Source organism: Mesorhizobium sp. P3_A8 (assembly GCF_056402995.1).
Map to the genome: position 1 here is coordinate 281,292 of NZ_JBFUGI010000005.1, position 22,077 is coordinate 303,368.

At 63.2% G+C, this 22,077-nt stretch carries 23 protein-coding genes; 7 read left to right on the forward strand and 16 right to left on the reverse strand.

Annotated elements, in window-relative coordinates; genetic code table 11:
- Positions 1-188: 188 nt before the first annotated feature.
- From AC1DX4_RS14375 to AC1DX4_RS14390, 4 genes are read left to right on the forward strand one after another with little or no spacing between them, the layout of a single operon-like run.
- The gene (locus tag AC1DX4_RS14375) at positions 189-1,220 is read left to right on the forward strand and encodes a 2-aminoethylphosphonate ABC transporter substrate-binding protein (RefSeq protein WP_477220928.1); all 1,032 of its coding nucleotides are present in this window, start codon (positions 189-191) and stop codon (positions 1,218-1,220) included.
- 32 nt (positions 1,221-1,252) lie between these two features.
- The gene (locus tag AC1DX4_RS14380; protein WP_477220929.1) at positions 1,253-2,398 is read left to right on the forward strand and encodes an ABC transporter ATP-binding protein; all 1,146 of its coding nucleotides are present in this window, start codon (positions 1,253-1,255) and stop codon (positions 2,396-2,398) included.
- On the forward strand, positions 2,391-3,248 hold the full coding sequence (locus AC1DX4_RS14385; RefSeq protein ID WP_477220930.1) for a 2-aminoethylphosphonate ABC transporter permease subunit: 858 nt from the start codon (positions 2,391-2,393) through the stop codon (positions 3,246-3,248). The genes AC1DX4_RS14380 and AC1DX4_RS14385 overlap by 8 nt, the downstream gene beginning before the upstream one ends.
- A 2-nt stretch (positions 3,249-3,250) precedes the next feature.
- On the forward strand, positions 3,251-4,048 hold the full coding sequence (locus tag AC1DX4_RS14390) for an ABC transporter permease subunit (protein ID WP_477220931.1): 798 nt from the start codon (positions 3,251-3,253) through the stop codon (positions 4,046-4,048).
- Positions 4,049-4,059: 11 nt separating this feature from the next.
- On the opposite strand, the gene AC1DX4_RS14395 is transcribed toward AC1DX4_RS14390, so the two are convergent.
- The 8 genes from AC1DX4_RS14395 to AC1DX4_RS14430 form a co-directional block, all read right to left on the reverse strand.
- On the reverse strand, positions 4,060-4,509 hold the full coding sequence (locus AC1DX4_RS14395; RefSeq protein ID WP_477221094.1) for a MaoC/PaaZ C-terminal domain-containing protein: 450 nt from the start codon (positions 4,507-4,509) through the stop codon (positions 4,060-4,062).
- Positions 4,506-5,582 (reverse strand): Gfo/Idh/MocA family protein, encoded by a 1,077-nt coding sequence (locus AC1DX4_RS14400; protein ID WP_477220932.1) that lies wholly within the window; start codon positions 5,580-5,582, stop codon positions 4,506-4,508. Before AC1DX4_RS14400 ends, AC1DX4_RS14395 begins: the two co-directional genes overlap by 4 nt.
- On the reverse strand, positions 5,575-5,904 hold the full coding sequence (locus AC1DX4_RS14405; RefSeq protein WP_477220933.1) for an L-rhamnose mutarotase: 330 nt from the start codon (positions 5,902-5,904) through the stop codon (positions 5,575-5,577). Before AC1DX4_RS14405 ends, AC1DX4_RS14400 begins: the two co-directional genes overlap by 8 nt.
- Positions 5,905-5,914: 10 nt before the next feature.
- Positions 5,915-7,027, reverse strand: coding sequence for a mandelate racemase/muconate lactonizing enzyme family protein (locus AC1DX4_RS14410; protein WP_477220934.1), 1,113 nt, complete (start codon positions 7,025-7,027; stop codon positions 5,915-5,917).
- Positions 7,028-7,032: 5 nt separating this feature from the next.
- A complete protein-coding gene (locus tag AC1DX4_RS14415) occupies positions 7,033-8,130 on the reverse strand; it encodes an ABC transporter ATP-binding protein (RefSeq protein WP_477220935.1) in 1,098 nt (365 codons plus the stop codon).
- A 4-nt stretch (positions 8,131-8,134) separates the two neighbouring features.
- Positions 8,135-9,001: a carbohydrate ABC transporter permease gene (locus tag AC1DX4_RS14420; RefSeq protein ID WP_477220936.1), complete on the reverse strand. Its 867-nt coding sequence runs from the start codon at positions 8,999-9,001 to the stop codon at positions 8,135-8,137.
- Positions 9,001-9,897 carry a carbohydrate ABC transporter permease gene (locus AC1DX4_RS14425; protein ID WP_477220937.1) on the reverse strand — a complete coding sequence of 299 codons (897 nt, stop codon included), beginning with the start codon at positions 9,895-9,897 and terminating at the stop codon, positions 9,001-9,003. Before AC1DX4_RS14425 ends, AC1DX4_RS14420 begins: the two co-directional genes overlap by 1 nt.
- A 132-nt stretch (positions 9,898-10,029) precedes the next feature.
- Positions 10,030-11,349 (reverse strand): ABC transporter substrate-binding protein, encoded by a 1,320-nt coding sequence (locus tag AC1DX4_RS14430; RefSeq protein WP_477220938.1) that lies wholly within the window; start codon positions 11,347-11,349, stop codon positions 10,030-10,032.
- 169 nt (positions 11,350-11,518) lie between these two features.
- On the opposite strand from AC1DX4_RS14430, the gene AC1DX4_RS14435 reads away from it, so the two are divergent.
- Together AC1DX4_RS14435 and AC1DX4_RS14440 are read left to right on the forward strand one after the other, a co-directional pair.
- The gene (locus tag AC1DX4_RS14435) at positions 11,519-12,304 is read left to right on the forward strand and encodes an IclR family transcriptional regulator (RefSeq protein WP_477220939.1); all 786 of its coding nucleotides are present in this window, start codon (positions 11,519-11,521) and stop codon (positions 12,302-12,304) included.
- Between the two features lie 65 nt (positions 12,305-12,369).
- Positions 12,370-13,206, forward strand: a complete 837-nt coding sequence (locus AC1DX4_RS14440; protein WP_477220940.1) for an amidohydrolase family protein — start codon at positions 12,370-12,372, stop codon at positions 13,204-13,206.
- Between the two features lie 6 nt (positions 13,207-13,212).
- Here AC1DX4_RS14440 and AC1DX4_RS14445 read toward each other — a convergent pair whose 3' ends face one another.
- The 8 genes from AC1DX4_RS14445 to AC1DX4_RS14480 all read right to left on the reverse strand — a co-directional run bounded on the left by AC1DX4_RS14445 (position 13,213) and on the right by AC1DX4_RS14480 (position 20,764).
- The gene (locus AC1DX4_RS14445; protein WP_477220941.1) at positions 13,213-14,181 is read right to left on the reverse strand and encodes an ABC transporter permease; all 969 of its coding nucleotides are present in this window, start codon (positions 14,179-14,181) and stop codon (positions 13,213-13,215) included.
- Entirely contained in the window at positions 14,178-15,134 is a 957-nt protein-coding gene (locus tag AC1DX4_RS14450) for an ABC transporter permease (RefSeq protein WP_477220942.1), read from the reverse strand. The genes AC1DX4_RS14445 and AC1DX4_RS14450 overlap by 4 nt, the downstream gene beginning before the upstream one ends.
- Positions 15,131-15,880, reverse strand: a complete 750-nt coding sequence (locus AC1DX4_RS14455) for an ATP-binding cassette domain-containing protein (RefSeq protein WP_477220943.1) — start codon at positions 15,878-15,880, stop codon at positions 15,131-15,133. The genes AC1DX4_RS14450 and AC1DX4_RS14455 overlap by 4 nt, the downstream gene beginning before the upstream one ends.
- Entirely contained in the window at positions 15,873-16,610 is a 738-nt protein-coding gene (locus AC1DX4_RS14460; RefSeq protein ID WP_477220944.1) for an ATP-binding cassette domain-containing protein, read from the reverse strand. The genes AC1DX4_RS14455 and AC1DX4_RS14460 overlap by 8 nt, the downstream gene beginning before the upstream one ends.
- A 66-nt stretch (positions 16,611-16,676) precedes the next feature.
- A complete protein-coding gene (locus AC1DX4_RS14465) occupies positions 16,677-17,864 on the reverse strand; it encodes an ABC transporter substrate-binding protein (protein WP_027041166.1) in 1,188 nt (395 codons plus the stop codon).
- 25 nt (positions 17,865-17,889) lie between these two features.
- Positions 17,890-19,035, reverse strand: coding sequence for an extracellular solute-binding protein (locus AC1DX4_RS14470; RefSeq protein ID WP_477221095.1), 1,146 nt, complete (start codon positions 19,033-19,035; stop codon positions 17,890-17,892).
- A 14-nt stretch (positions 19,036-19,049) separates the two neighbouring features.
- Positions 19,050-20,210 (reverse strand): CaiB/BaiF CoA transferase family protein, encoded by a 1,161-nt coding sequence (locus AC1DX4_RS14475; protein ID WP_027041168.1) that lies wholly within the window; start codon positions 20,208-20,210, stop codon positions 19,050-19,052.
- Between the two features lie 2 nt (positions 20,211-20,212).
- Positions 20,213-20,764, reverse strand: coding sequence for a MaoC family dehydratase (locus tag AC1DX4_RS14480; protein WP_027041169.1), 552 nt, complete (start codon positions 20,762-20,764; stop codon positions 20,213-20,215).
- A 199-nt stretch (positions 20,765-20,963) separates the two neighbouring features.
- Here AC1DX4_RS14480 and AC1DX4_RS14485 point away from each other — a divergent pair, with 199 nt between their 5' ends.
- Positions 20,964-22,061, forward strand: a complete 1,098-nt coding sequence (locus tag AC1DX4_RS14485; protein WP_477220945.1) for a lactonase family protein — start codon at positions 20,964-20,966, stop codon at positions 22,059-22,061.
- The last annotated feature ends 16 nt before the right edge of the window (positions 22,062-22,077 follow it).

Genomic DNA, 22,077 nt, shown 5'->3' on the forward strand with positions numbered 1-22,077 from the left:
GACAGTTCTATGACAAGTATCAGTAGAAGCTTGTCTGTCATAAAATAAATAGATTTTACTTATCGATCGCCGATCCCCAAAGTTGTCACAACGACGACATCCAATCGGCTCAACGTCCGCCAGAGACACGAAGCCGATCGGTCCTAGTGCATCGCAGAATGTGCCAACAATCACAGGGGAACTGATCCATGAAATCGCGAAACGCAACCATCGCCATGACCTTCGCCGCGTCGCTGCTGGCGTCGTCGGCTCTCGTCGCACCGGCACTCGCCGACGGCGTCGTCACCATCTATTCCGCCGACGGCCTGCATGACGGCAATGGCAGCTGGTACGAGACCGAATTCGCCGCCTTCACCAAGGCCACCGGCATCACCGTACAGTATATCGAGGCCGGCTCCGGCGGTGTCGTCGAGCGTGTCGCCAAGGAAAAATCGAACCCCCAGGCCGACGTGCTGGTGACCTTGCCGCCCTTCGTCCAGCGCGCAGCCGCTGACGGCCTGCTGCAGGACTACAAGCCGGCAGGCGCCGACCAGATCGACGGCGGCGCTGACAAGTACCGGCCTGTCGTCAACAACTACATGAACTTCATCTACAACAGCGCCGTGCTCTCGGAAGCGCCGAAGAGCTACAACGACCTGCTCGATCCCAAGTTCAAGGGCAAGATCCAGTATTCGACCCCCGGCCAGGCCGGTGACGGCACCGCCGTCATGCTGCAGGTCATCCATGCTTTCGGTGGCGAGGACGCCGGCTTCGCATTCATGAAGAAGCTGCAGGACAACAATGTTGGCCCGTCCGCTTCGACCGGCAAGCTGACCGCGCTGGTCAACAAGGGCGAACTGCATGTCGCCAATGGCGACCTGCAGATGAACATGTCGCAAATGGCCGACAACCCGAACATCAAGGTGTTCTGGCCGGCCGGTCCCGACGGCGTGCGCTCCACCTTCGCGCTGCCTTACGAAATCGGCCTTGTCACCGGTGCGCCCAATGCCGACAACGGCAAGAAGCTGATCGACTTCCTGCTCGCCAAGGAAGCCCAGTCGACCATAAGCTCGGTGGCGCTCGGCATGCCCGCCCGCAAGGACGTCAAGCCCGATGACGCCAACTTCGCCAAGGCGCAGGAAGCGATGAAGGGCGTTACCATCTGGTCGCCGAATTGGGACGAGGCGCTGAGCAAGCTGCCCGACTACGTCAAGAAGTGGAACGAAGCGACCGGAAGTTGACCTCCAAAGGAAACCATCCGGAGAGCTTCGCCATGTCGGCTGTCGCCTTTACTGGTACCAGTGTCATGGACATCGACGCCGCGAAAGTTCGCGGCGCCGGTTCCAATGTCCACTTCGACAAGGTCAGCGTCGCCTATGGCGCGCATGTCGTCCTGCATCCACTGACCCTGGATATCGCGCCGGGCGAAATCCTGGCGATGATCGGCCCGTCCGGCTCCGGCAAGACCACCGCCTTGCGCGCTGTTGCCGGCTTCGTGCGGCCGGCAAGCGGTCGCATCCGCATCGGCGCCACCGATGTCACTGATCTTCCGCCTTACGAGCGCGGTCTCGGCATGGTGGTGCAGAACTACGCGCTGTTTCCGCATATGCGGGTCGAGGACAATGTTGCCTTCGGCCTTAGGGCACAAGGCGCCGACAAGGCGCTGATCGGCGAACGGGTGAAAGATGCGCTCGCCACGGTCGGCATGGCGACTTTCGCCCGGCGTTATCCCCGCGAACTTTCGGGCGGCCAGCAGCAACGTGTCGCGATTGCCCGCGCTCTGGCCGTGCGGCCGCGCGTGCTGCTGCTCGACGAGCCGCTGTCGGCACTCGACGCGCAGATCCGCCGCAACATGGTCGAGGAGATCGCTCGCCTGCACCGCAGCTTGCCGGGCCTTACCATCCTCTATGTCACCCACGACCAGACCGAGGCGCTGACGCTTGCCGACAAGATCGCCATCATGCGCGACGGCCGGGTCTGTTCGCACGGGCCGACGACGGAACTCTACCGCCGCCCGCCGAACCGGTTTACCGCCGAGTTCCTCGGCCGCGCCAACCTCTTGCCGGTGACCGTTGCCGAGGGCGTTGGTGCGAAGGGTTTTGCCACGGCAAGGCATGGCGACGTAGTGCTGACAGGCGCTGGGCGTGACGAGAAGGCCGGCGACAAGAGCCTGCTCTGCATAAGGCCGCAGCATCTCAGCCTGACGGCCGACAGCGAGCACAGCAACCGCATCGTCGGCACGCTGAGGGAAGTGCACTGGCAGGGCGAACTCACCCATCTCGTGCTCGATGTCGACGGCACACCGGTGCGCGTTTCTGCAACCAAGCTGCCGATTGCGCTGCCAGAACCCGGCGCCAAAGTGCCGCTGTTCTTCGCGCCCGCCGACACCTCGCTGCTTCCGGAAGACGCCGGTGTCTGACGCGATCGCTTTTCGTGCGCCGGCGATCCGCAGGGAACCCGGCAAATTCTGGATCGTGCCGCCGGCCGCCCTGCTGGCGCTGCTGTTCTTCTATCCGCTGGCGCTGATCGCCCGGCAGGCCTTCCTCGACGACAGCGGTGTCGCCAATGCCGCCGAGATTTTTCGCGTGCTGCATTCGCGCTTCTTCCTCAACGCGCTGATCAACACGGTGACGATCTCTGTGACGGCGACGGCCGGATGCCTGATCGTCGGCCTCGTGCTGGCGCTGATCCTCGCCTTCGTGCCGTTCCCCGGCTCGGGCTTCATCGCCCGGCTGATTGACACGTTCATCGCGCTGCCGACCTTCCTGGTGACGCTCGCCTTCACCTTCCTCTACGGCTCCGCCGGCATGCTCAACGCCGGGCTGATGGAGACCTTCTCCCTGCCGCTGCCACCGGTCGATTTCCTCTATTCGACCTGGGGCGTGGTGCTGGCCGAGGTCACTGTCTACACGCCCTTCATCCTGCGGCCGCTGCTCGCCGCCTTTTCACTCGTAGATCGTGGCCAGATCGAAGCGGCGAGCGTGCTTGGCGCACGCCCGTTCCGCATCGTTCGCCAGGTAATCCTGCCGGCGGCAGTTCCCGCGCTCATCGCCGGCGGCAGCCTGTGCCTGCTGTTGACCGTCAATGAATTCGGCATCGTGCTGTTCATCGGCGCCAAGGGCGTCATCACGCTGCCGCTGCTGATCTACGGCAAGGCGATCCAGGAATCGGCCTATCAGGTCGCCTGCATCATCGCCGTGGTCAACATCGCGCTGTCGCTCGGCCTGTTCGGCCTCTACCGCTTCGCAGCCGGCCGGTTGGGAGTCTAGCCATGCTGGTCTGGTCGCGCCCCGGTCGCATCGTTTTGTGGGTGCTTTTCGCGCTGATCTTCGGCGTGCTCTTTTTGGCACCGCTGGCGGTCATTCTCCTGTCCAGCCTTGCCGACCAGTGGAACGGGGTGCTGCCCAATGGCCTGACGACGGAGCACTACACCGATGTCATCAGGGGGTCGGCGTGGAATTCGGTCAAGGCCAGCCTGATCACCGGCTTCCTGGCCAGCGCACTGGCGCTGGTCAGCGGCACCTGGGCAGCCCTGTCGCTTCGCCTCCAAGGGCCTTCCTTGAAGCGGCTGCTCGGCCTGCTGTTCTTTATCCCAAGCGCGGTGCCTTCGGTCTCCGTCGGCCTTGGCTTGCTGGTCGCGTTCAGCCATCCGCCGCTGCTGCTCAACGGCACGGTGGCGATCGTCATGATCGCGCATTTCGTGCTGATCTCGGCCTTCACCTTCGGCAATGTCTCGGCCGGCCTCGCGCGGCTTTCCCCCGACTTCGAACAGGTGGCCTCAAGCCTCGGCGCGCGGCCGGCCTACCGGCTGTGGCACGTCACGCTGCCGCTGCTGGCGCCCTATCTGGTCGCCGCATTCGGCTTGAGCTTCGCGCTGTCGATGGGCGAACTCGGCGCCACCGTCATGGTCTATCCGCCAGGCTGGGTGACGCTGCCGGTGTCGATCTTCAGCCTCACCGATCGCGGCGACATCTTTGCCGGAGCAGCGCTCACCATGATCCTGGTGGCGGCAACGCTGGTCCTGCTGCTCGGCCTGGAGCGCATCACCAAGCGCGCCACCGGTGCATAGCGCGGACTTCGTCAGGCCGGCTTGCGCTCGACGATGTAGATGTGGTCGGCCGCTAGCACCACTTCATTGCGCTGGTTGATCACCTCGCAGCGCTCGATCACCCGTCCTGAACCCGGTCGCTTGGGATCGTCCTCCTTGGTGGTGATGGTGGTGCGCGTGCGGATCGTGTCGCCGATGAACACCGGCTTGGTGAAGCGCAGCCGGTCGTAGCCATAGGAGAAGGCGACGGGATTGACGATGCTGGCCGTCAGCCCGATGCCGACCGAGAACACCAGCGTGCCATGCGCGATGCGCTGGCCGAACGGTGTCGTCTTCATGTACTCGGCGTCCATGTGGTGCGGGAAGAAGTCGCCGGTGTGGCCGGCATGGACGATGAAGTCGGTCTCGGTGATGGTGCGGCCGCTGGTCAGCCGCGACGAGCCGATCTCGTAGTCCTCGAAATAGGTGATCTGTTCCATCAGGGTCTTTCCGCGATCGGCGTCGCCGGCGCCGCACTTGAACGATAGGCGGCTTCCACCAGCGCCATGGTGTTCCAGGCGTCCTCGACCGAACTGACCAACGCGTCGTCCTCGCCCGTGGCAAAGCGCTGCATATTGGCCATCCGGCCGACGAAGGCGTCGGGGAACCATTCACCGGCCAAGGGCACGGCAACCCAGTCCGTTCCACCCTTCGGATAGATCTCCAGAATATCCGGTTCGCCCCGGGGATAGTCGAGGTTGAGGCCGAGCTTGAGATAGGCGGCACCCTCTGTGCCGCAGATGCGGAATTCGCAGGCCTGGTGCCGGCGGCCGAATTTGTGGTCGTGGTTGATCGACAGTGCGCAGCGCACGGTGTCGCCATAGTCGAGAATGGCACTGGTGCGCGTCTGCGCCACCTTGTGGTTGGGATGGCCGAGTGTCTTGGCGTGCACGCCCTTGGGGTCGCCGAGTAATTGCCTGATGAGGTCGAGATAGTGGATCGAATGCATGGCGATCTCGACGCGCGGCGCCTTGAGCAGGAATTCCCACAATTCCCACGGCGTGGCCAGCGCCAGCCAGGCGTCGAAATCGACAACCTCGCCGAGCCAGCCCTTGGCGATGGCGTCCTTGAGCGCCAGCATCATCGGCGCGAAGCGGAGCTGGAAATTCACCGCCGCCTTGAGGTCCTTGGCGCGGCAGATTTCGAGGATTTCGGTCGCCTCGCCGAGATAGTTGCCCATCGGCTTCTGGATCAATGCGACCGCCCCGTCGGGGAGAGCCTTCAGGATATCGGCATGCCGTCCCGGCGGCGTCGCCAGATCGAAGATCGCATCCTTGACATCAGCAGCTTCATCGACTGAACGGAACGCCGTCACGCCCCATTTCCCGGCCAGGCTCTGCGCCTTGACCTGATCCGGATCATAGAGGCCGGCAATCGGGAACCCCGCCTTTCGGTAGGCAGGAAAATGCGCGTCGCCGACGATCGATCCGGCGCCGAAGGTGACGATCGGCCGGGGTTTTGAGGGTTTGGGCCAGGACTGGATGAGCGAGGCAGGGTCGAAACCGCCTTCAGTCATGATGGAAGACCTCGTCCATATCTGCCCACCATTCGCCCTCCTTGCGGGTCGTCAGCGGCTCCTGGCATGGCATGCAGACAGCCCACCATTCCTGCGTCCTTGGATCGGCGGCCATTCTGGCCATGTCGGCCGCATAGTCGATGCCGTGATATTCGAAAGTGGAAAACAACAGGTTCTCCGGCCGCTTCAGGTAGATCGAATAATTCCTGATGTTGCAGGCCGAGATCATGGTCAGCACGTCAGGCCAGACGGCGGCATGCAGGCGAACATACTCCTCGGCCTTTTCCGGCTTCAGCCCCAACACCATCCCCATCCGCTGCATATCCGTTCCCCTATTTCGTGATCGCCGTGGTGAATTCGGCGATGCTCATGGCCTTGACCGCGTCCCAGTCCCAGTCGATGCCGATGCCGGGCTCGTCGGGCGCCAACGCGTGGCCATCCTCGATGCGCATATGCTTGCCGGTCAACTCATCGAGTTGCGGAATGTACTCGACATATCGGCCGTTCTGAACAGCGCAGGTCAGGCTGACATGCAGTTCCATCAGGAAATGTGGGCAGACCGGAATGTCGAAGGCCTCCGCCGCATGCGCGATCTTGAGCCAAGGCGTGATGCCGCCGATGCGGCCGACATCGACCTGCACGATCGAGCAGGCGCCTTTCTGCATGTATTCGCGGAAATGGCGGATGGAATAGAGCGACTCGCCAATGGCAATCGGCGTCGGTGTCGAGTTCGACAGCCTGATATGCCCGTCAATGTCGTCGGCCGGCAGCGGCTCCTCGATCCAGGCAAGGTCGAGTTCGCGCAATCTCGCCGCGCGCCGGATCGCCTCGTCAACCGAAAAGCCCTGATTGGCGTCGGTCATGATCTCGTAGCCGTCGCCCACCGCCTTGCGCACCGCCGACAGGCGGGCGAGATCCTCAGACCCGTGCGGCCTGCCGATCTTCACCTTCGAACCGCGAAATCCCTTGGCCTTGGCCGCCAGCGCATCGTCGACAAGTGCGGCCGTCTCGATATGCAGCCAGCCGCCCTCTGTCGTGTAGAGCGGGCAGCGATCTTTGGCGCCGCCCGCCAGTTTCCACAGCGGCAGGTTCTGCTTCTTCGCTCGCAGGTCCCAAAGTGCGGTATCGATCGCCGCGATGGCGATTGCGGTGATCGCGCCGATCGTGGTGGCGTGCGTGGCGAATTCGAGATCGTGCCAGATCGCCTCGATCATGTCGGGGTCGCGGCCGATCAAGCGCGGCACCAGATGGTCGGACAAAAGCCGCATCACCGACGAACCACCAGTGCCAATCGTGTAGCTGTAGCCAGTGCCGACCGCGCCGTCGGAATCGGTGATGGTGACGATCGGCGTTTCCTGGCTGACGAAACTCTGGATGGCGTCGGTGCGCTTGACCTTGGGCACAAGGTCCACCATCCGCAGTTCGACTTTCTCGATTCTGGCCATGTCCGTCAGCTCCGCAATGTCTTTCCGGTGTCGGTGGCGAACAGATGCGCCTGCGACAGGTCGAGGCTCATGGCCACCCGCTCGCCCGGCCTAAGCGGCCTCGGGTTCAGCATGCGTGAGACCCAGTCGGTACCGTTGAATTCGACGAACACCAGCGTCTCGTTGCCGAGCGGCTCGGTGACCGTGACCGGCAGCTCGATCTGGTGGACGTCGGCAGCTCCGCCGGAACTGATGCCATGGCCAGCCGGATAGATGTCGTCGGGACGCAGCCCGAACACGACCTTGTCGCCGGTCGCGACATTGGCCTTGAACTGGCCGGGCAGGGGCAGCTTCTCGCCACTGGCGAAAACCATCTGGCCGTCCTCGATCGTTGCCTCATGCAAATTCATCGGCGGCGAGCCGATGAAGCCGGCAACGAAGCGTGTCGCCGGCCGCCTGAAGACTTCGTCGGGCGTGCCGACCTGTTCGATATGGCCGTCGCGCATGATGACGATGCGGTCGGCCAGCGTCATCGCCTCGACCTGATCGTGGGTGACATAGATCACCGTCGACTGCACCTTGGCATGCAGCTTCTTGATCTCGGTGCGCATCTGCGTCCTGAGCTTGGCGTCGAGATTGGAAAGCGGCTCGTCGAACAGGAACACGTCGGGATCGCGCACGATGGCGCGGCCCATGGCGACGCGCTGGCGCTGGCCGCCGGACAGTTGCGACGGGCGGCGGTCGAGCAGCGTGTCGAGACCGAGAATGGCCGAGGCTTCGGCAACACGCCGCTCCATGTCTTCCTTGGCCGCACCGGCGATCTTCAAGGAGAAGCCGAGATTCTCGCGCACTGTCATGTGCGGATAGAGCGCGTAGGACTGGAACACCATCGAGATGTTGCGCGAGCGCGGCGGCAGATCGTTGACGACGCGCCCGCCGATTTCGATCGAGCCGGCGCTGATTTCTTCCAGTCCGGCGATCATCCGCAGCGTCGTCGACTTGCCGCAACCGGAGGGGCCGACCAGGGCGATGAATTCGCGGTCGGTGATATCGAGATCGATGCCATGCACGATCCCGATATTGCCGTAGCGCTTGGTCAGCTTTTTGAGGGAAACCGTTGCCATGGGATCAGCCTTTCACCGCGCCGGAGGTCAGGCCGCCGACAAGGTGTTTCTGGACGATGTAGGTGAGGGTGAGCGCCGGGATGATCATCACCACGGCAAGCGCGCACATGCCGCGCCAGTCGATGGTGAATTCGGCGGTATAGTCGAGCAGGCCGACCGGGAGTGTCTTGGCGCTGACCGAGCGGGTTAATTGCGAGGCCAGCGCGAACTCGTTCCAGCAGGTCAGGAAGGCAAAGATAGCGGCCGACGCGATGCCCGGCCCGGCGAGCGGGAACTCGACCTGCCAGAACGCCTGCCAGCGCGTGCAGCCATCGATCTGCGCCGCTTCGGCGAGATCCTTGGGAACCTGGCGGAAAAAGCCGTCGATCAGCCAGATGGTGAACGGCACATTGAGCGCGACATAGGCAAGGATCAGTCCGAAATGCGTGTCGATGATGCCGAGCCGCACATAGAGGAAGAACAGCGGCAGCGACAGCGCGATGCCCGGCACCGTGCGCGTCAGCATCAGGCCGAGAAAGACGCTTGATTTGCCGCGGAAGCGGTAGCGCGCGAAGGCGTAGCCGCCGGCCATGCCGATGGCGACCGCAATGACAGTCGAGGTCACCGAGATGATCAGCGAGTTGCGGAAATATTCGATGACCGGGATGCCACCCTTGCCGATGCCTGAGAACATCGAAACATAGGCGTCGAACGAAACCTCTTGCGGGATCCATACCGGCGGCTTGGCCATGATCTCGACGGTCGGCCGCAGCGACGAGATGACGATCCACAGGCCAGGCAGGCAGATCGTCAGCATCGCCAGGAACAGGCCGATGCGATAGACGATGCCGAGCAGCCGGCGCTTCAGGCGGGCGGAAGAATTCTCGTCCATCACCACTCCGCACCGATCTGCGTGCGCGCCGCGGCGAGCTTGTTGAAGAAATAGACGGTGAAGGCGATCGACAGCAGGATCGAGAAATAGGCCATGGCGTTGGCCATGCCCATGCGCCCGTCGCTGTAGGCGGTGCGCGCCACCAGCGTCCACAACAGTTCGGTGCGGCCCGCCGGTCCGCCATCGGTCATGATCTTGACGATGTCATAAGCGCGCGCGACGTCGAGCGAGCGGATGGTCATGGCGATGTAGGCGAAGGGCATGACGAAGGGCCACGTCACATAGCGGAATGTCTGCCACGGTGTGCAGCCGTCGACGCGCGCCGCCTCGATCGGCTCCTTGGGCATGGCGAGCAGGCCTGCCAGGATCAGGATGGCGAAGATCGCCGTTGACGACCAGATCTCGGCGATCGAAATGGCGATGAAGGCGAGGTGCCCTTCGATAAGCCACGGAATGGCGTCCTGCGTGATGCCGAGCGACTGCAGAGCGTTGTTCACCAAGCCGATATTGTCGTTGAACATGAACTTGAACTGGAAGCCGACGAGGATCGGCGAGAACATCATCGGAAACATCATCAACGTGCGCAGGATGCGCTGGCCGCGCGTCGCCTTCTCGACCAGCATGGCAAGGCCGAGGCCAAGCAGCATTTCGAGATTGAGCGCGATCGTCAGCAGCAGCACCGTGCGGCCGAACGCCCACCAGAAATCGGTGTTGGCCAGGATCGACAGATAATTCCGGAAGCCGATGAAGACATAGAACGTCTCGGGCTTGGTCAGCCGGAAGGGTGTGAAGCTGGAATAGAGCGAGAGCAGCAGCGGCACGACGACGACCGCCGCCAGCACGATGAACGCCGGAAGCAGCAGCAGGAATGGCGCGGATGGCTTGAAGCCCTTCATCAGAATTCCTGAAATGTTGCATTGGACTGGCGCCGAGGCGGACGCGACGAAAGGGCCATGTATCGCCGAGCATACGCCAAGACGCGATCGCCTCCCCCATCACGATGGGGGAGGCAGCCGTCGAAGTCGTTTCTACAGCTTGCCGGCGTCCTGCAGGATCTGCGTCGCCTTGGCGGCGGCTTCGTCCAGTGCCTGCTTCGAGGTCTTGTCGCCAAGGATCGCCGCTTGCAGTTCCGGATAGACTGCGTTCGAGATTTCGATCCATTCAGGCGTCTGCGGCACGGCGAAGGCGTGCTTGGCTTCTTCCTGGAAGGCGGAAAGAACCTCCTTCTTGTAAGGATCGTTCTCGGCCTGCTTCAGGTCCCAATCCCAGACCGCTGTGCGGGTCGGCAGCGGGCCGGCGGCGGCTTCGAGCTTCTGGCTGTCCTCGTTGGTCAGCCACCACACCAGTGAAGCCGCGGCCTCTTTGTGCGGGCAGTTTTCGGTCACCGAGAAGCCGTGGAAGCCGGACCAGCCGGTGCGCTTGCCGGAAGACCCTTTCGGCGCGACCTTCACGCCGACATTGCCCGCCACCTTCGACGATTTCGGATCGTTGAAGAAACCGGCCCAGCCCGGCCAGTCGAGGTTGATGGCGACGGTGCCCGAGGCAAAGCCCTGGCCGAGATCGTCCCAGAGGTAGTTGGTCGTGCCGGCCGGCACGGCCTTGGCCTTGTAGAGATTGACGAACCAGTCGAGCGCCCGGATGCCAGCCTCGGAATTGAAGACCGGTTTGCCGTCCTTGTCGAGATATTCGCCGCCCTCGGCGACGACCATCTCGTAGAAGCGGCCATTGATCGCCTCTTCCTTGCCCGCAAATTGCGTGCCGTAGAAATTGGGCGGGTTGGCGAAGAACTCGGCCTGGTCGGTGACCTCCTTCCAGGTGTCCGGCGGCACCAAATCATAGCCGTATTTGGCCTTGAACTTGGTCTTGTTGTCGGCGTTGTCGTAGAGGCTCTTCTGGTAGTAGAGCGCCGAAACGTCGAACTGCGCGCGCGGCAGCATTTCCAGCTTGCCGTCGATGGTCGCCGACTTGATCGTCGACGGCACGAAGGCATCGATCTCCGACTTGGGCAGCAATTTGCTGAGGTCGGTGTAGAGGCCGGTATATTGCGGCGCGAACGACGAATGGTTCCAGCCGACGCACCAGTTGGTGCTGCCCGAGGCGATGTCCGACTTAAGTTCCTTGTCGATGTCGAAACCGTTCTTCTTGGTCAGGATGTTGACCTTGGCGCCGGTTGCCTTCTCCCATTCGGGAATGCGCTCGTAGAGCTTTTCATATTGCTGGCCGCCGATCAGTTTCACGTCGACGGTCACGCCTTCGAACTTGCCGGGCAGGTCGCCGGCAAGGGCCGTGCCTGCACCGAATGCAAGCAACAATGCGCCGGCGGACACGCCGGAAAGCAGTCTGTTCATTGGTATCCTCCCTTGGTGCGCCTTGGCAGGCGACCGCAACTCGTCTGATGACAAGAAGTGCTACATTCATATACAAACAAAACATTCATGGATACGTCAAGGCGAAATTTGTTTCCGCCGGCTGCGTTCCTGCGTATATGAAGGGAACAATTCACTGGAGAGATGACCCATGGACGACAGCGAAGACGAGCGCTATCGCGCGCCGGCGCTCGACAAGGGGCTCGACATCCTTGAGCTGCTGGCTGGCGTCGACGGCGGCCTGACGCAGGCGGAAATCGCCAAGAAACTCGACCGCAGCCCCAATGAGTTCTACCGCATGCTCGATCGGCTGGTGCGGCGCGGCTATGTCACTCGGCTCGATGGCGACCGCTATTCGCTGACGCTGAAACTGTTCGGCCTGGCGCAACTGCACGCCCCGGTGCGGCGGCTGGTTTCCTACGCCACGCCGCTCATGCGCGAGCTGGCCGAGACCTCGCAGCAGGCCAATCAACTCGTTGTTTTTGATCGCGGTTCCGCTGTGGTCATCGCTCAGCAGGAAGCGCCGGACTACTGGGGCATCTCGATCCGGGTCGGCTCCCACATCAGCCTCTTCGACACCGGATCTGGCCATGTGCTGCTCGCCTTCCGCTCGCAGGAAGAGCGGCAGATGATGATTTCGGAATACGTCCGCAGCACAGACAAGACACCGCAATCGGCGGAGTTCTTCACCCGGCTCGACCAGATCCGCGACCGCGGCTACGAGATGATGGCCTCGATGCAGACGGCAGGCGTCTTCAATCTCTCGGCACCGGTGCGCAGTTCCGATGGCAGGGCGATCGCCGCTTTGTCGATCCCCTACATCACCGTCATCAACACGCCTGCCGCGCCGGACATCACCCGGACCATCGAGCTGTTGCTGGCAACATGCGAGAACCTGTCGCACCTGGCAGGCTCGACTGTCGGTTCATCGGCATAAATTCTTATTTGAATGAAGAATTCCTCCGTGAGATGATTTGAACAGCCAAGAGGAGGAGCCTTGCCATGATCATCGACACCCATTTGCATCTCATCGATCGCTCGGCCTTACGCTATCCCTGGCTTGCCGGCGTGCCGGCGCTCAACCGCGATTTCTCTTACGAGGAGTACGCCGCGGAGGCGCAGCGTGTTGGCGTCGAACGCGTGCTGCACATGGAGGTCGATGTCGATCCAGCTGACATCGAAGCAGAGACCGCACGTGTCGAAAATCTGTCACGGCAGCCCGGCAGCATGCTCACCGGAGTGATCGCATCGTGCCGGCCGGAAGAGGCTGACTTTGCCACCTATCTCGAACGCCAGCAGACAAATCCTTTCGTCAAGGGTTTCCGCCGCGTCCTCCACGTCGTGCCCGACGATCTCTCGGAAGGCGCGCTTTTCCGGGAAAACATCAAGCGGCTTGGCGGCACCGGCCTGACCTTCGACCTCGTCGTGCTGCCGCACCAGATCCCCAAGGCGATCGCGCTGGCCGACCTGGCGCCCGACGTCCAGTTCGTCCTCGACCATTGCGGCGTGCCCGACATCAACGGCAATGCCGAGCATCCTTGGCGCGAGCACATGAGCGAGATCGCGAAGCGTCCGAATGTCATGGCCAAGATTTCCGGCGTCGTTGCCTATGCCGGTCCTGCCTGGACGGTAGAGACACTACGGCCCTATGTCGAGCACACCATCGGTTCGTTCGGCTGGCACCGTGTCGTCTGGGGCAGTGACTGGCCGGTCTGCACGCTTGGCGGTGGCCTTTCGACCTGGGTTGCCGCGACCCATGCGCTACTTTCCGGCTGCAGCGCTTCTGAGCGCGAGGGATTGTTGTCGGGGAATGCCCGCAAGCTCTGGCGGTTGAAGTAGCCGCCGTCAGATCGTCGTCGAGACGTGCCGCTCGCGGCCGTAGAGCGAGACCAGCAGCACGATGATGAAGCCCAGTGCCGCCTGCACCGCCGACGGCTGGAAGCCGAGGCCGATCAGCAGCGTGTTAATCTCGGTCAGCACCAGCACGCCAGCGATCGTGCCGAGATAGCTGCCGCGGCCACCGACCAAAGCCGCGCCGCCGACGACCACGGCTGCAATCGTCTGGAACAGATAGGGCTGGCCGACATCGCCATAGGCCGAGCCGGTGAAGCCAAGCAACAGCACGCCGGCCACGGCGGCGAAGAAAGCGCTCGCGGCATAGGTGATAACCCACATGCGAACCGGATCGATCAGCGCCAGCGGCGCCGCCCCCGGATTGCTGCCCAGCGCATAGAGCCGGCGGCCATAGGGCGTCCGCTCCAGCACCAGCACGACGAGTGCGGCCAGCACGACGAGACTGGGCACCAGCCACGGCACCGGCAGCGGCCCGGCCGATCCGCCGATCGACACGAAGCTGGAAACCGCCTGCGGTGCGGAGCCTGACGGGAAGCCTGCCGTCCACAGCAACACCAACCCTTGCACCACCATGCCGATACCGAGCGTGACGATGAGTGGCTGGATGTCGAGGCTGCGCGAGATCAGCCCGTTCAGCCCACCGATGAGAAGCGCCAGAACGCCGACGAGGCCGCAGACCAGGACAAAATTCCAGCCATCGCCATAGAGCTGTGCGGCGACGACATTGGCGAAGCCGATGACGAAGGGGATCGACAGGTCGATGCCGCCCATGATGACGACCAGCGTCTGTCCGATCGAGGCGACTGCGAGCAGCGAAGCGAGCACCAGCATGGCGCGTATCGCAAACGGCGCGGAGTAGCCGGGAATCAGAACCGTGCCGGCAAGGTGCAGAAGGGCGGCGACGCAGAAAGCGCCGATGACGCGGGCATTGGTTGTCGCAAACAGGTTTCGCCCAGTCATGTCAGCGTCCCCCTCGTGGCAAGACGTTCCTGCAGCGCGGTCAGCATCACCGCCAGCACCAGTATGGCGCCATAGGCGATCTGCAGCACGAAGGTCGAGACGTTGAACGTCGTCAGCACGCTTTGCAGCAGGAAGATGTCGATGGCGCCGATGGCGGCACCCGCGACACCGCCACGCCCGCCGGCCAGGCTGACGCCGCCCAGCGCCACGGCGGCAATCGCGATCAGCGTGTAGGTTGGCCCGATATTGGGGTCGGCCGAGCCAATCAGCGCCGTCTGCATCAGCCCGGCACATCCGCCAAAGATGCCGGTCATGACATAGGCGATGAAGCGCACGCGTGTGACATCGACACCGGCGGTGTAGGCGGCGCGGTCGTCGCTGCCGACCGCCATCAGCTGGTCGTAGTAGGGAAGGCGCCGCACCAGCCACCAGGCGATGAACATCAAGGCCAGCGGCAGCATCGACCAAGGACCAGCCAAGGCCTTGAGCCACGCCGGCGCCGGGCCGATCGGCGCCGGCAGGATCGTCAGCGTGATGCCGGTGAGGATCAGATAGGTGCCGAGCGTGGCGACGATCGGCTGAATGCGCACGATCGTTGCCAGGAAACCATTCGCCGCGCCGACCAGCGCGCCGATGAGCAGGGCCGCCGGCACGAGCAGCAGCGGTGACGAGATGCCGGCTTTGAGGAAAAGCATCTGGATCACCATTGCGTTGACGAAGCCCATCAACGGCCCGACCGAGATGTCGATGCCGCCGCGCCCGGCGAGGATCACCGGTGTCGAGGCGATGGCCGCGCCGATCAACGGCGCGGCCAGTCCGACCAGCGCGCCCCATGATCCCGGCTGGAACCGCCCCGGGCTGAGAATGAGATTGACCGCAAGCAGGACGACCAGCAGCACCACCGCAAAGCCGATGTTTCGTCCAAGAGAGAGGAGGCGCGTGACGGGGCTCATGCCGCACGTCCGAACATAGCGGAGATCACGCCGTCGGTGGTCAGCGCTTCGCCGGAGATTTCCGCCGCGACCTCGTTTTCCCGGAACACCAGCACGCGCTGGCACAGCAGAAGAATCTCCTCGATCTCGCTGGACAGGATGACCAGCCCCATGCCGTCGGCCGCCAGCCCGCGAAAGACGTCATAGAGCACATGCCGCGTCGCTACGTCGACGCCGCGCGTCGGGTCGTTGAGCAGCAGGATGGCGGGCTCCAACGCCAACGCCCGCGCCAAAAGCACCTTCTGCTGGTTGCCGCCCGACAGAGTGGTGATCGGCGCATCCGGCCGGGGTGCCACGATCGACAGTTTTTCGCGGTAGATGTCGTAGCGCGCCTTGCGCGCCGTTGGACTGATCAGGCCGAGACGGGTGTCGCGCGACAAGGTCGAAACGGCGAAATTGTCCAGCACCGACTGCGTCGGAAAAATGCCGTTGGCACGCCGGTCGCGCGGCAGATAGGCGATGCCGCTGGCGACGGCCTTGCGGAACCCGGTGATCTTGCGGGATGGGCCGGACAGGGCCAACTCGATCGAGCCGGCAAGTGGCGACGCCAAGCCGGCGAGCATTTTCAGGAACAGTTCCTGGCCGTGGCCGTCGAGGCCGGCAAGGCCGACGATTTCGCCGGGAGCGATGGTCTGCGTTATTGCGCTGGCGCCCGGCGCGATGACGAGGTCGCGGACGGCTAGACCAGGAGCCGGGTGATCAACCATGCGCCAACTCCGCCGCGGTACGGGGCGCCATCGCCTTCAGCAATTCCGCTGGTGTCGAGGCGCCGCGTTCCTCGGTGCGCACCACACTGCCGCCGCGCAGGATCGAGATGCGATCCGACAGCGACATCACCTCATCCATGCGGTGCGTGATAAACAGGATGAGGCAACCTTCGCCGGCCAGCGCGCGCATCAGCGAAAAGACGGATTCGCGGTCGGCGAAATCGAGTGCCGCGGTGACCTCGTCGAGGATCAGGATTTTGGGATTGCGCACGATCGCGCGGGCGAGAACCACCAGTTGCTGCGCGGCCAGCGGCAACAGGCCGGCGGGCGTGTCGAGCGGAACGTTGGTTACGGCGAACCGCTTCAGTGCGGCTGCCGCTCGGTCGCGGCGCTCATTGCGCGGCACGGTGCGGCGGATCAACCCATCGAGGCCTAGCAGGATGTTGTCCGTCACGCTGCGGTCCGGCGCGATCAGCACCTCCTGGAACACCGTGGCAAAACCTTGCGCCTGGAAGGCCGACGGGTTGGCCCCCGAAAACCGCTGGTCCTGCAGCAGGATCGCGCCACTGTCCGGCTGGACGATGCCGGACAGCAGCTTGACCATCGTGCTCTTGCCCGAACCGTTTTCGCCCAGGATGGTGTGGATGGTGCCAGCCCGGAACGCGATCGAAGCGTCGGCAAGCGCGACCGTCTCGCCATAGCGTTTGGATATGTCTTTGATTTCAAGCATGCCGTGTTTCGAAGCTGGCAAGCCGGCTCCCCGAAAGGAGCCGGCTTGCTGGGTCTGTCGATGGTGTCACTTCGCGCAGGCGTCCGGTACCTTCGCATAATCCCAGCCCTTGGTCGGCGCCGGATTGGAGAAATAGGCGTCGAGCCATTCCTCCGGCATCGGATCCTTGGGCGGGATGGGGAAGATCGAGACGGCATCCGTCGTCATGCAGTCCTTGTACCATTGGCCGAGATCGGCGCTGTGCACCGGTGGGATCGGGATCAGCAGCGTGTTCAGCTTTGGCTTCTGGCCGTCAAGCATGCGCTCGCCGACGCGGAACAGTGTCTCGGCGGTCCAGTGCGGCAGCACGGCGTGGCCTTCGAAGCGGTATTTGTCGGGGTTGGCCTTCCAATAGCCGAGCGCGTCACCGGTGATCGAGCCGGTGATCAGCGGCGCCGGCCGGCCGGCTTCGGCGAAGGCCTCGGCGACGACGCGGCTCTCACTGCCGGTCGTCCACACCGCATCGATCGGCGCCGGATTGGTGGCGATCGCCTGCAGCACGACGGTCTTGGTGACGTTCGCGGTCCAGTTGCCATTGACGTTGCGCGAAATCTTCAGCTTGGGATTTTCAACCAACGCCTTGTCCGCACCCTGGCGTTCCTGCACCACGATTGGATGACCGGCAATGCCTTCGACCAGCAGGATGCTGGCGCCGTCCGGCTGTGCCTTGCCGATCGCTGTCATCATGTCATAGCCCCAGCGCGCATAGTTGGAATCGACATTGATGGCGTTCGGGCTGGTCACCGAGCCGGCCGCGGTGATGAAGGGAATGCCGGCCTTGGCGGCGGCATCGATCGCATCGTCGAGCGCCGTCGCCGAGCCAGGGATCGAGGTGATGATCGAGCATTTCTTGTCGATGAAGGCGCGGATCTGGTTGATCTGCTGGCTGGCATCGTTGTTGGAGTCAGACACTTCGAAGCTGGACACCGTGCCGTCGGCGATCAATCCGTCGACCAGACGTTTCAACTCCTTGGTGACCGTCACGCGCCACGGATTGCCCTGGTAGGATTCCGAGTGGCACCATTTCCAAGGCTTCGGCGGCGGGGTGAAATTGTCCCAGGCAGAAGGCAGCACCTTTTGCGGCGCGCCGTCATACTGCGCCTTGAGTTCGGTCGGCAGCCCGCCGATGACGCCTTGCACATCCTGGGCATAGGCAATTGTCGTGATGGATACAAAGGCGGTTGCGGCCATAAGGCCGCTTATCATTCTTGTCATCTTGATCTCCTCCGTTCGGTTTCGTTCAGGCTCCTCCACCGGCAGCGCCGGACACCTGCACCGGAGAACTCTCCCGTAACAGGCTGATGAGATCGGCAACGACCTGGGCGGCTTTGTGCCCGGAGGTCATGCCGGAAAGGATGCGGTCGGACGCCGCCTGCTGGAACGCCATGTAGCCGTCATGGCGCGGCCGCACCCATGCGCCCTGCAGCGTCGCGCGCGTGTCACGATAGAAATTGCCGGTCGCGGCGTTGACGCTCTGGTCTTCCCAGGCAGCCGCGTGGCCGGGCTGTCCGCCGGCAGCGGCATAGGGACCGCGCTGGACATCGCCGCTGGCGACCCAATAGGCAAAATCGATCGCGGCATCTTTTGCCCCGGAAAAAGCCGACACGGCTATGCCGGTGCCGCCAAGCGCCGAGCCGATTGGACCGTTGGAGCCGATGGTCGGAATGTCGGCAAAGGCTAGGCGGTGCGCGCGAAACCCTGATATCGCATAGGAGACATAGCCATAGATCAGCGGCGCGCAGACGATCTGGGAGCCAGCCTCCGCCATCCGTTCGGAAACAGCGATCGGATCCATCTCGAAGCAGGCCGGGTCGACCAGTGCTGCGATCTCGCGCATCGCTTCGAAGACTTGGCTGCCGGTCTGGACATCGATGAGATCGCGGGACGGTTCGGTGGCGCAGGGATAACCGAGATTGCCGGCAAGCGTGTAGAACACCATCAACACATGCGGCGGCCGCAGCGGCAACAGCACGCGGCCTTGCCGGGCGAGATCGAGCACATCGCTCCAACGCGCCGGCGGTGTCTCTAGCGCATCCGGGCGCCACGCCAAAACTTGGCTGGCCGCATCGATCGGGAAGGCCCATTGCCGTCCCTGCCAGTTGTAGCTCGGATAGGATTGGCCGACGCTGCCCGAGGCGAGCGCGGTACGTTCCGCCTCGCGGCCGGCGATATCCAGTGGCGCAAGACAGCTTTCCGCAGTGATCTGCCCGACATGCGGATGATCGATAACGATCAAATCATAGGCGCGCGCCAGTTCCTCGACGGGGAACGATTCGAAATCCTGCAGCGAGCGCTTGTCCCATGCGATGGCGACACCGGCTTTCTGCTGCCACAGCGCCGAGCAGGCGACCATCGGATCGTAGCCGCGCGGATGGCTCCAGGTCATGCCCTTGAGCGTGGTCACAAGCCGAACTCCGCGCGGATCGCGGCACTGTGCTCGCCGATCCGTGGTGCAGCGCGATCGACCTTGGCCCTGATCCCATCGACCCGGAGCGGCGAACTGGTGGTGAGGATCGAGACGTCGTCCTCCCGCGTCACTGTCTGCAGCATGTCGAGCGACTGAAAACCCTCGCTGGCCAGCATTTCCGGCCAGGTCAGCACCTTGGCGCACCAGATGTCGGCGGGTTCCAGTATGGCCAGCCATTCATCGATGGTCTTCGTCGCAATCCTCTGCGCGATGATCGCCTTGATATCGTCGCGCGCGGTGAACCACGATGCAGGCTTGTCGCGATAGGGTGCCAACTCGCTCAGCGAGAGCAGGTCGGCAAGTTTGGGGATCGGCGTCATGGCGATGGCGAGGTAGCCATCCTTGGCCGGATAGACGCCGTAAGGCGCGGAGAGATAGGCATGCGCGCTGCGGAAATTGGAGCGCCTGGGCAAGCGACGGCCATCATTGAGATGGGTGGTCAGCACCTCGAACTGGAAGTCGACCAGCGCCTCCAGCAGGCTGGTTTCGATATGGCTGCCCCGGCCGGTAATGCCGCGCCGGACGAGCGCCGCCAGAATGCCTTGCGCGCAGGCCGCACCCGCCAGCATGTCGCCAATGGCGAGCCCGAATGGCACCGGTCCCTGGTCCTCATCGCCGTTCAGCCACATCACGCCGGAGCGCGATTGCGCCAACAGATCCTGCCCAGGCCGCTTGACCCACGGGCCGTCTTCGCCATAGCCGCTGATCGAGGCATAGACGAGCCGCGGGTTGATCTTGCGCACGGCCTCATAGTCGAGGCCCAGCCGTTCGATGACGCCGGGCCGAAAATTCTGGATCAGCACGTCGGCCTTGACCAACAGGCCGCGCAGCGCCTGGAGATCGGCCTCGTTCTTGAGGTCGATGGCAAAGCTTTCCTTGGCGCGGTTGATGGCGTGGAAAATCGTGGAATCGCCGCCGATCTCGGTGTCGCTGAGATAGAGCCGGCGCGACAGGTCGCCGCCATCTGGGCGTTCGATCTTGATGACACGGGCGCCGAGATCGAGCAGCCTGAGTGAGCAATAAGGCCCGGACAGGAACTGGCTCATGTCGACGACGACAAGACCGGCAAGCGGCAATTCGGCTGGCGCCGGCATCTCTATTTCTCCGTCTTGCCGACGAAATCGGCCGGGTTGCGGTACTTCACCGTCTGCAGATGCTCGCAATAGAGGACGAGCTCGCCTTCGCCCTTGAACACTTCGTAGCTGGCGCGGATCAGCCCCATTTCCTTGTAGCGCGGCTTCTTGTCGAGGTTGGAGCGGATCGAATAGATCGTGTCGCCAATGAAGACAGGCTTTATGAAGCGCAGCTTGTCATAGCCATAGGAAAAGGCGTTGACGCAGTTGGTGGCGACCAGCCCGAGGCCCGCCGAAAAGACAAAGGCTCCGGCGATCAGCCGCTTGCCGAAAATGCCTTCGCTCTCGGCAAACATCTGGTCCTGCACATAGGGGTGGATGTCGAGCACCAGCGTGTTGAAAAGGTGGCTATCGCCTTCCGCCATCGTGCGCCGCAACGAGCGGATTTTCTGGCCGACCGGCCAGTCCTCGTAGAACCAGTTCTCGGCATTCCAAACCGGCAGCGCGGCGTGATCGGCTGGCATGTTCCTGGGATACGTCGAGGCGACGCCGACAGTGGGTGCGAAGTCGTTCATGGCTGGTTCTGTCGCTCTCGCGGGAGGGTCCGGGCAGCCGTTAGAACGCGCGTCAAGGCGCCTGATTGCACGACGTCTCCTCCCGTCAATCTTCTTTTGTAAATAGTATTTTCACATATGGGGTTGCGTTGCAAGCGAGGACAGGCGAAATTTTGGCCGGTCCCGTGCGCTCAGGCGCAAGCGGGCAGGGGAGGAAATGATGAGCAAGGATTGTCTGGTGTTTGTCGGCAGCCTGAACCGGGAGGCGCCTTATTTTCAGGGCGCGCGCGGCGTAGGCCTCAGCGTCTACAGTTTTGACGAAGCAACGCTCGAAACCCGGAAATTGGCCGAGACCAATGACGTCGACAATCCGACCTTCCTGTCGGTGACATCGGATGGTTCGCGTATCTACGCCAATTCGGAAGTGTTTGCCTGGCGCGAGGGCACAGTCTCGGCTTACAGCTTCGATCGTGGTTCGAGCATGCTCACCTATCTGAACAAACAGCCATCACTTGGCAGTATCACCGCCCACAACACCATCACCCGCGATGGGACGAAACTGCTGGTTGCCAATTACGGCATGGGCGAGGGTGGTCCGGACCGCGCCGTGGCCGTGTATGGTTTCGAGAAGGATGGTGCCTTGTCGGCGCCGCTGGCCAGCGTTTCTCACATGGGCACGGGCCCGAACGCGGCGCGGCAGGAGCGCTCGCATGCGCACAGCGTCACCGAAACCATTGGCGGTGGAATGGCTGTCGTCGCCGATCTCGGCATCGACCGGCTAGTGTCGTACCGGATCGAGAAGGATGGCAGCCTGACAAAGGTTGCAGAATCCGCACTGACGCCAGGTGCGGGTCCGCGCCATCTTGCACTGCATCCGAACGGGCGCTTCGTCTTTGTCATGAACGAACTGGATTCGACCGTCGTGTCGTTGGCGCTGGACGAAGCCTCCGGCAAGCTGTCGATCATCGACGCCAAGCCGGCGGTGCCGGCCGAGGCGCGCGACAGCAATCATTGCGCAGACATCCAGATTTCGCCGGATGGCCGTTTTGTCTACGGCTCCAACCGTGGCCATGACAGCGTCGTCATCATGGCGGTCGACCAGCAGACCGGTGCGCTAAGCCTCGTCGGCTATGCCCCATGCGGTGGTGCGACGCCGCGCAATCTGGCGCTGACGCCGTCGGGCGGTCATCTGTTCTCGGCCAACCAGAACGCCGATCGCATCTCGATCTTCGCGCGCGACGCGGCGAGCGGCATGCTGACCGACACCGGAAGCGCCATCGAGATCGGCACGCCAATGTGCGTCAGGATCGTGCGCTGAACCGCCAGCAGCTATC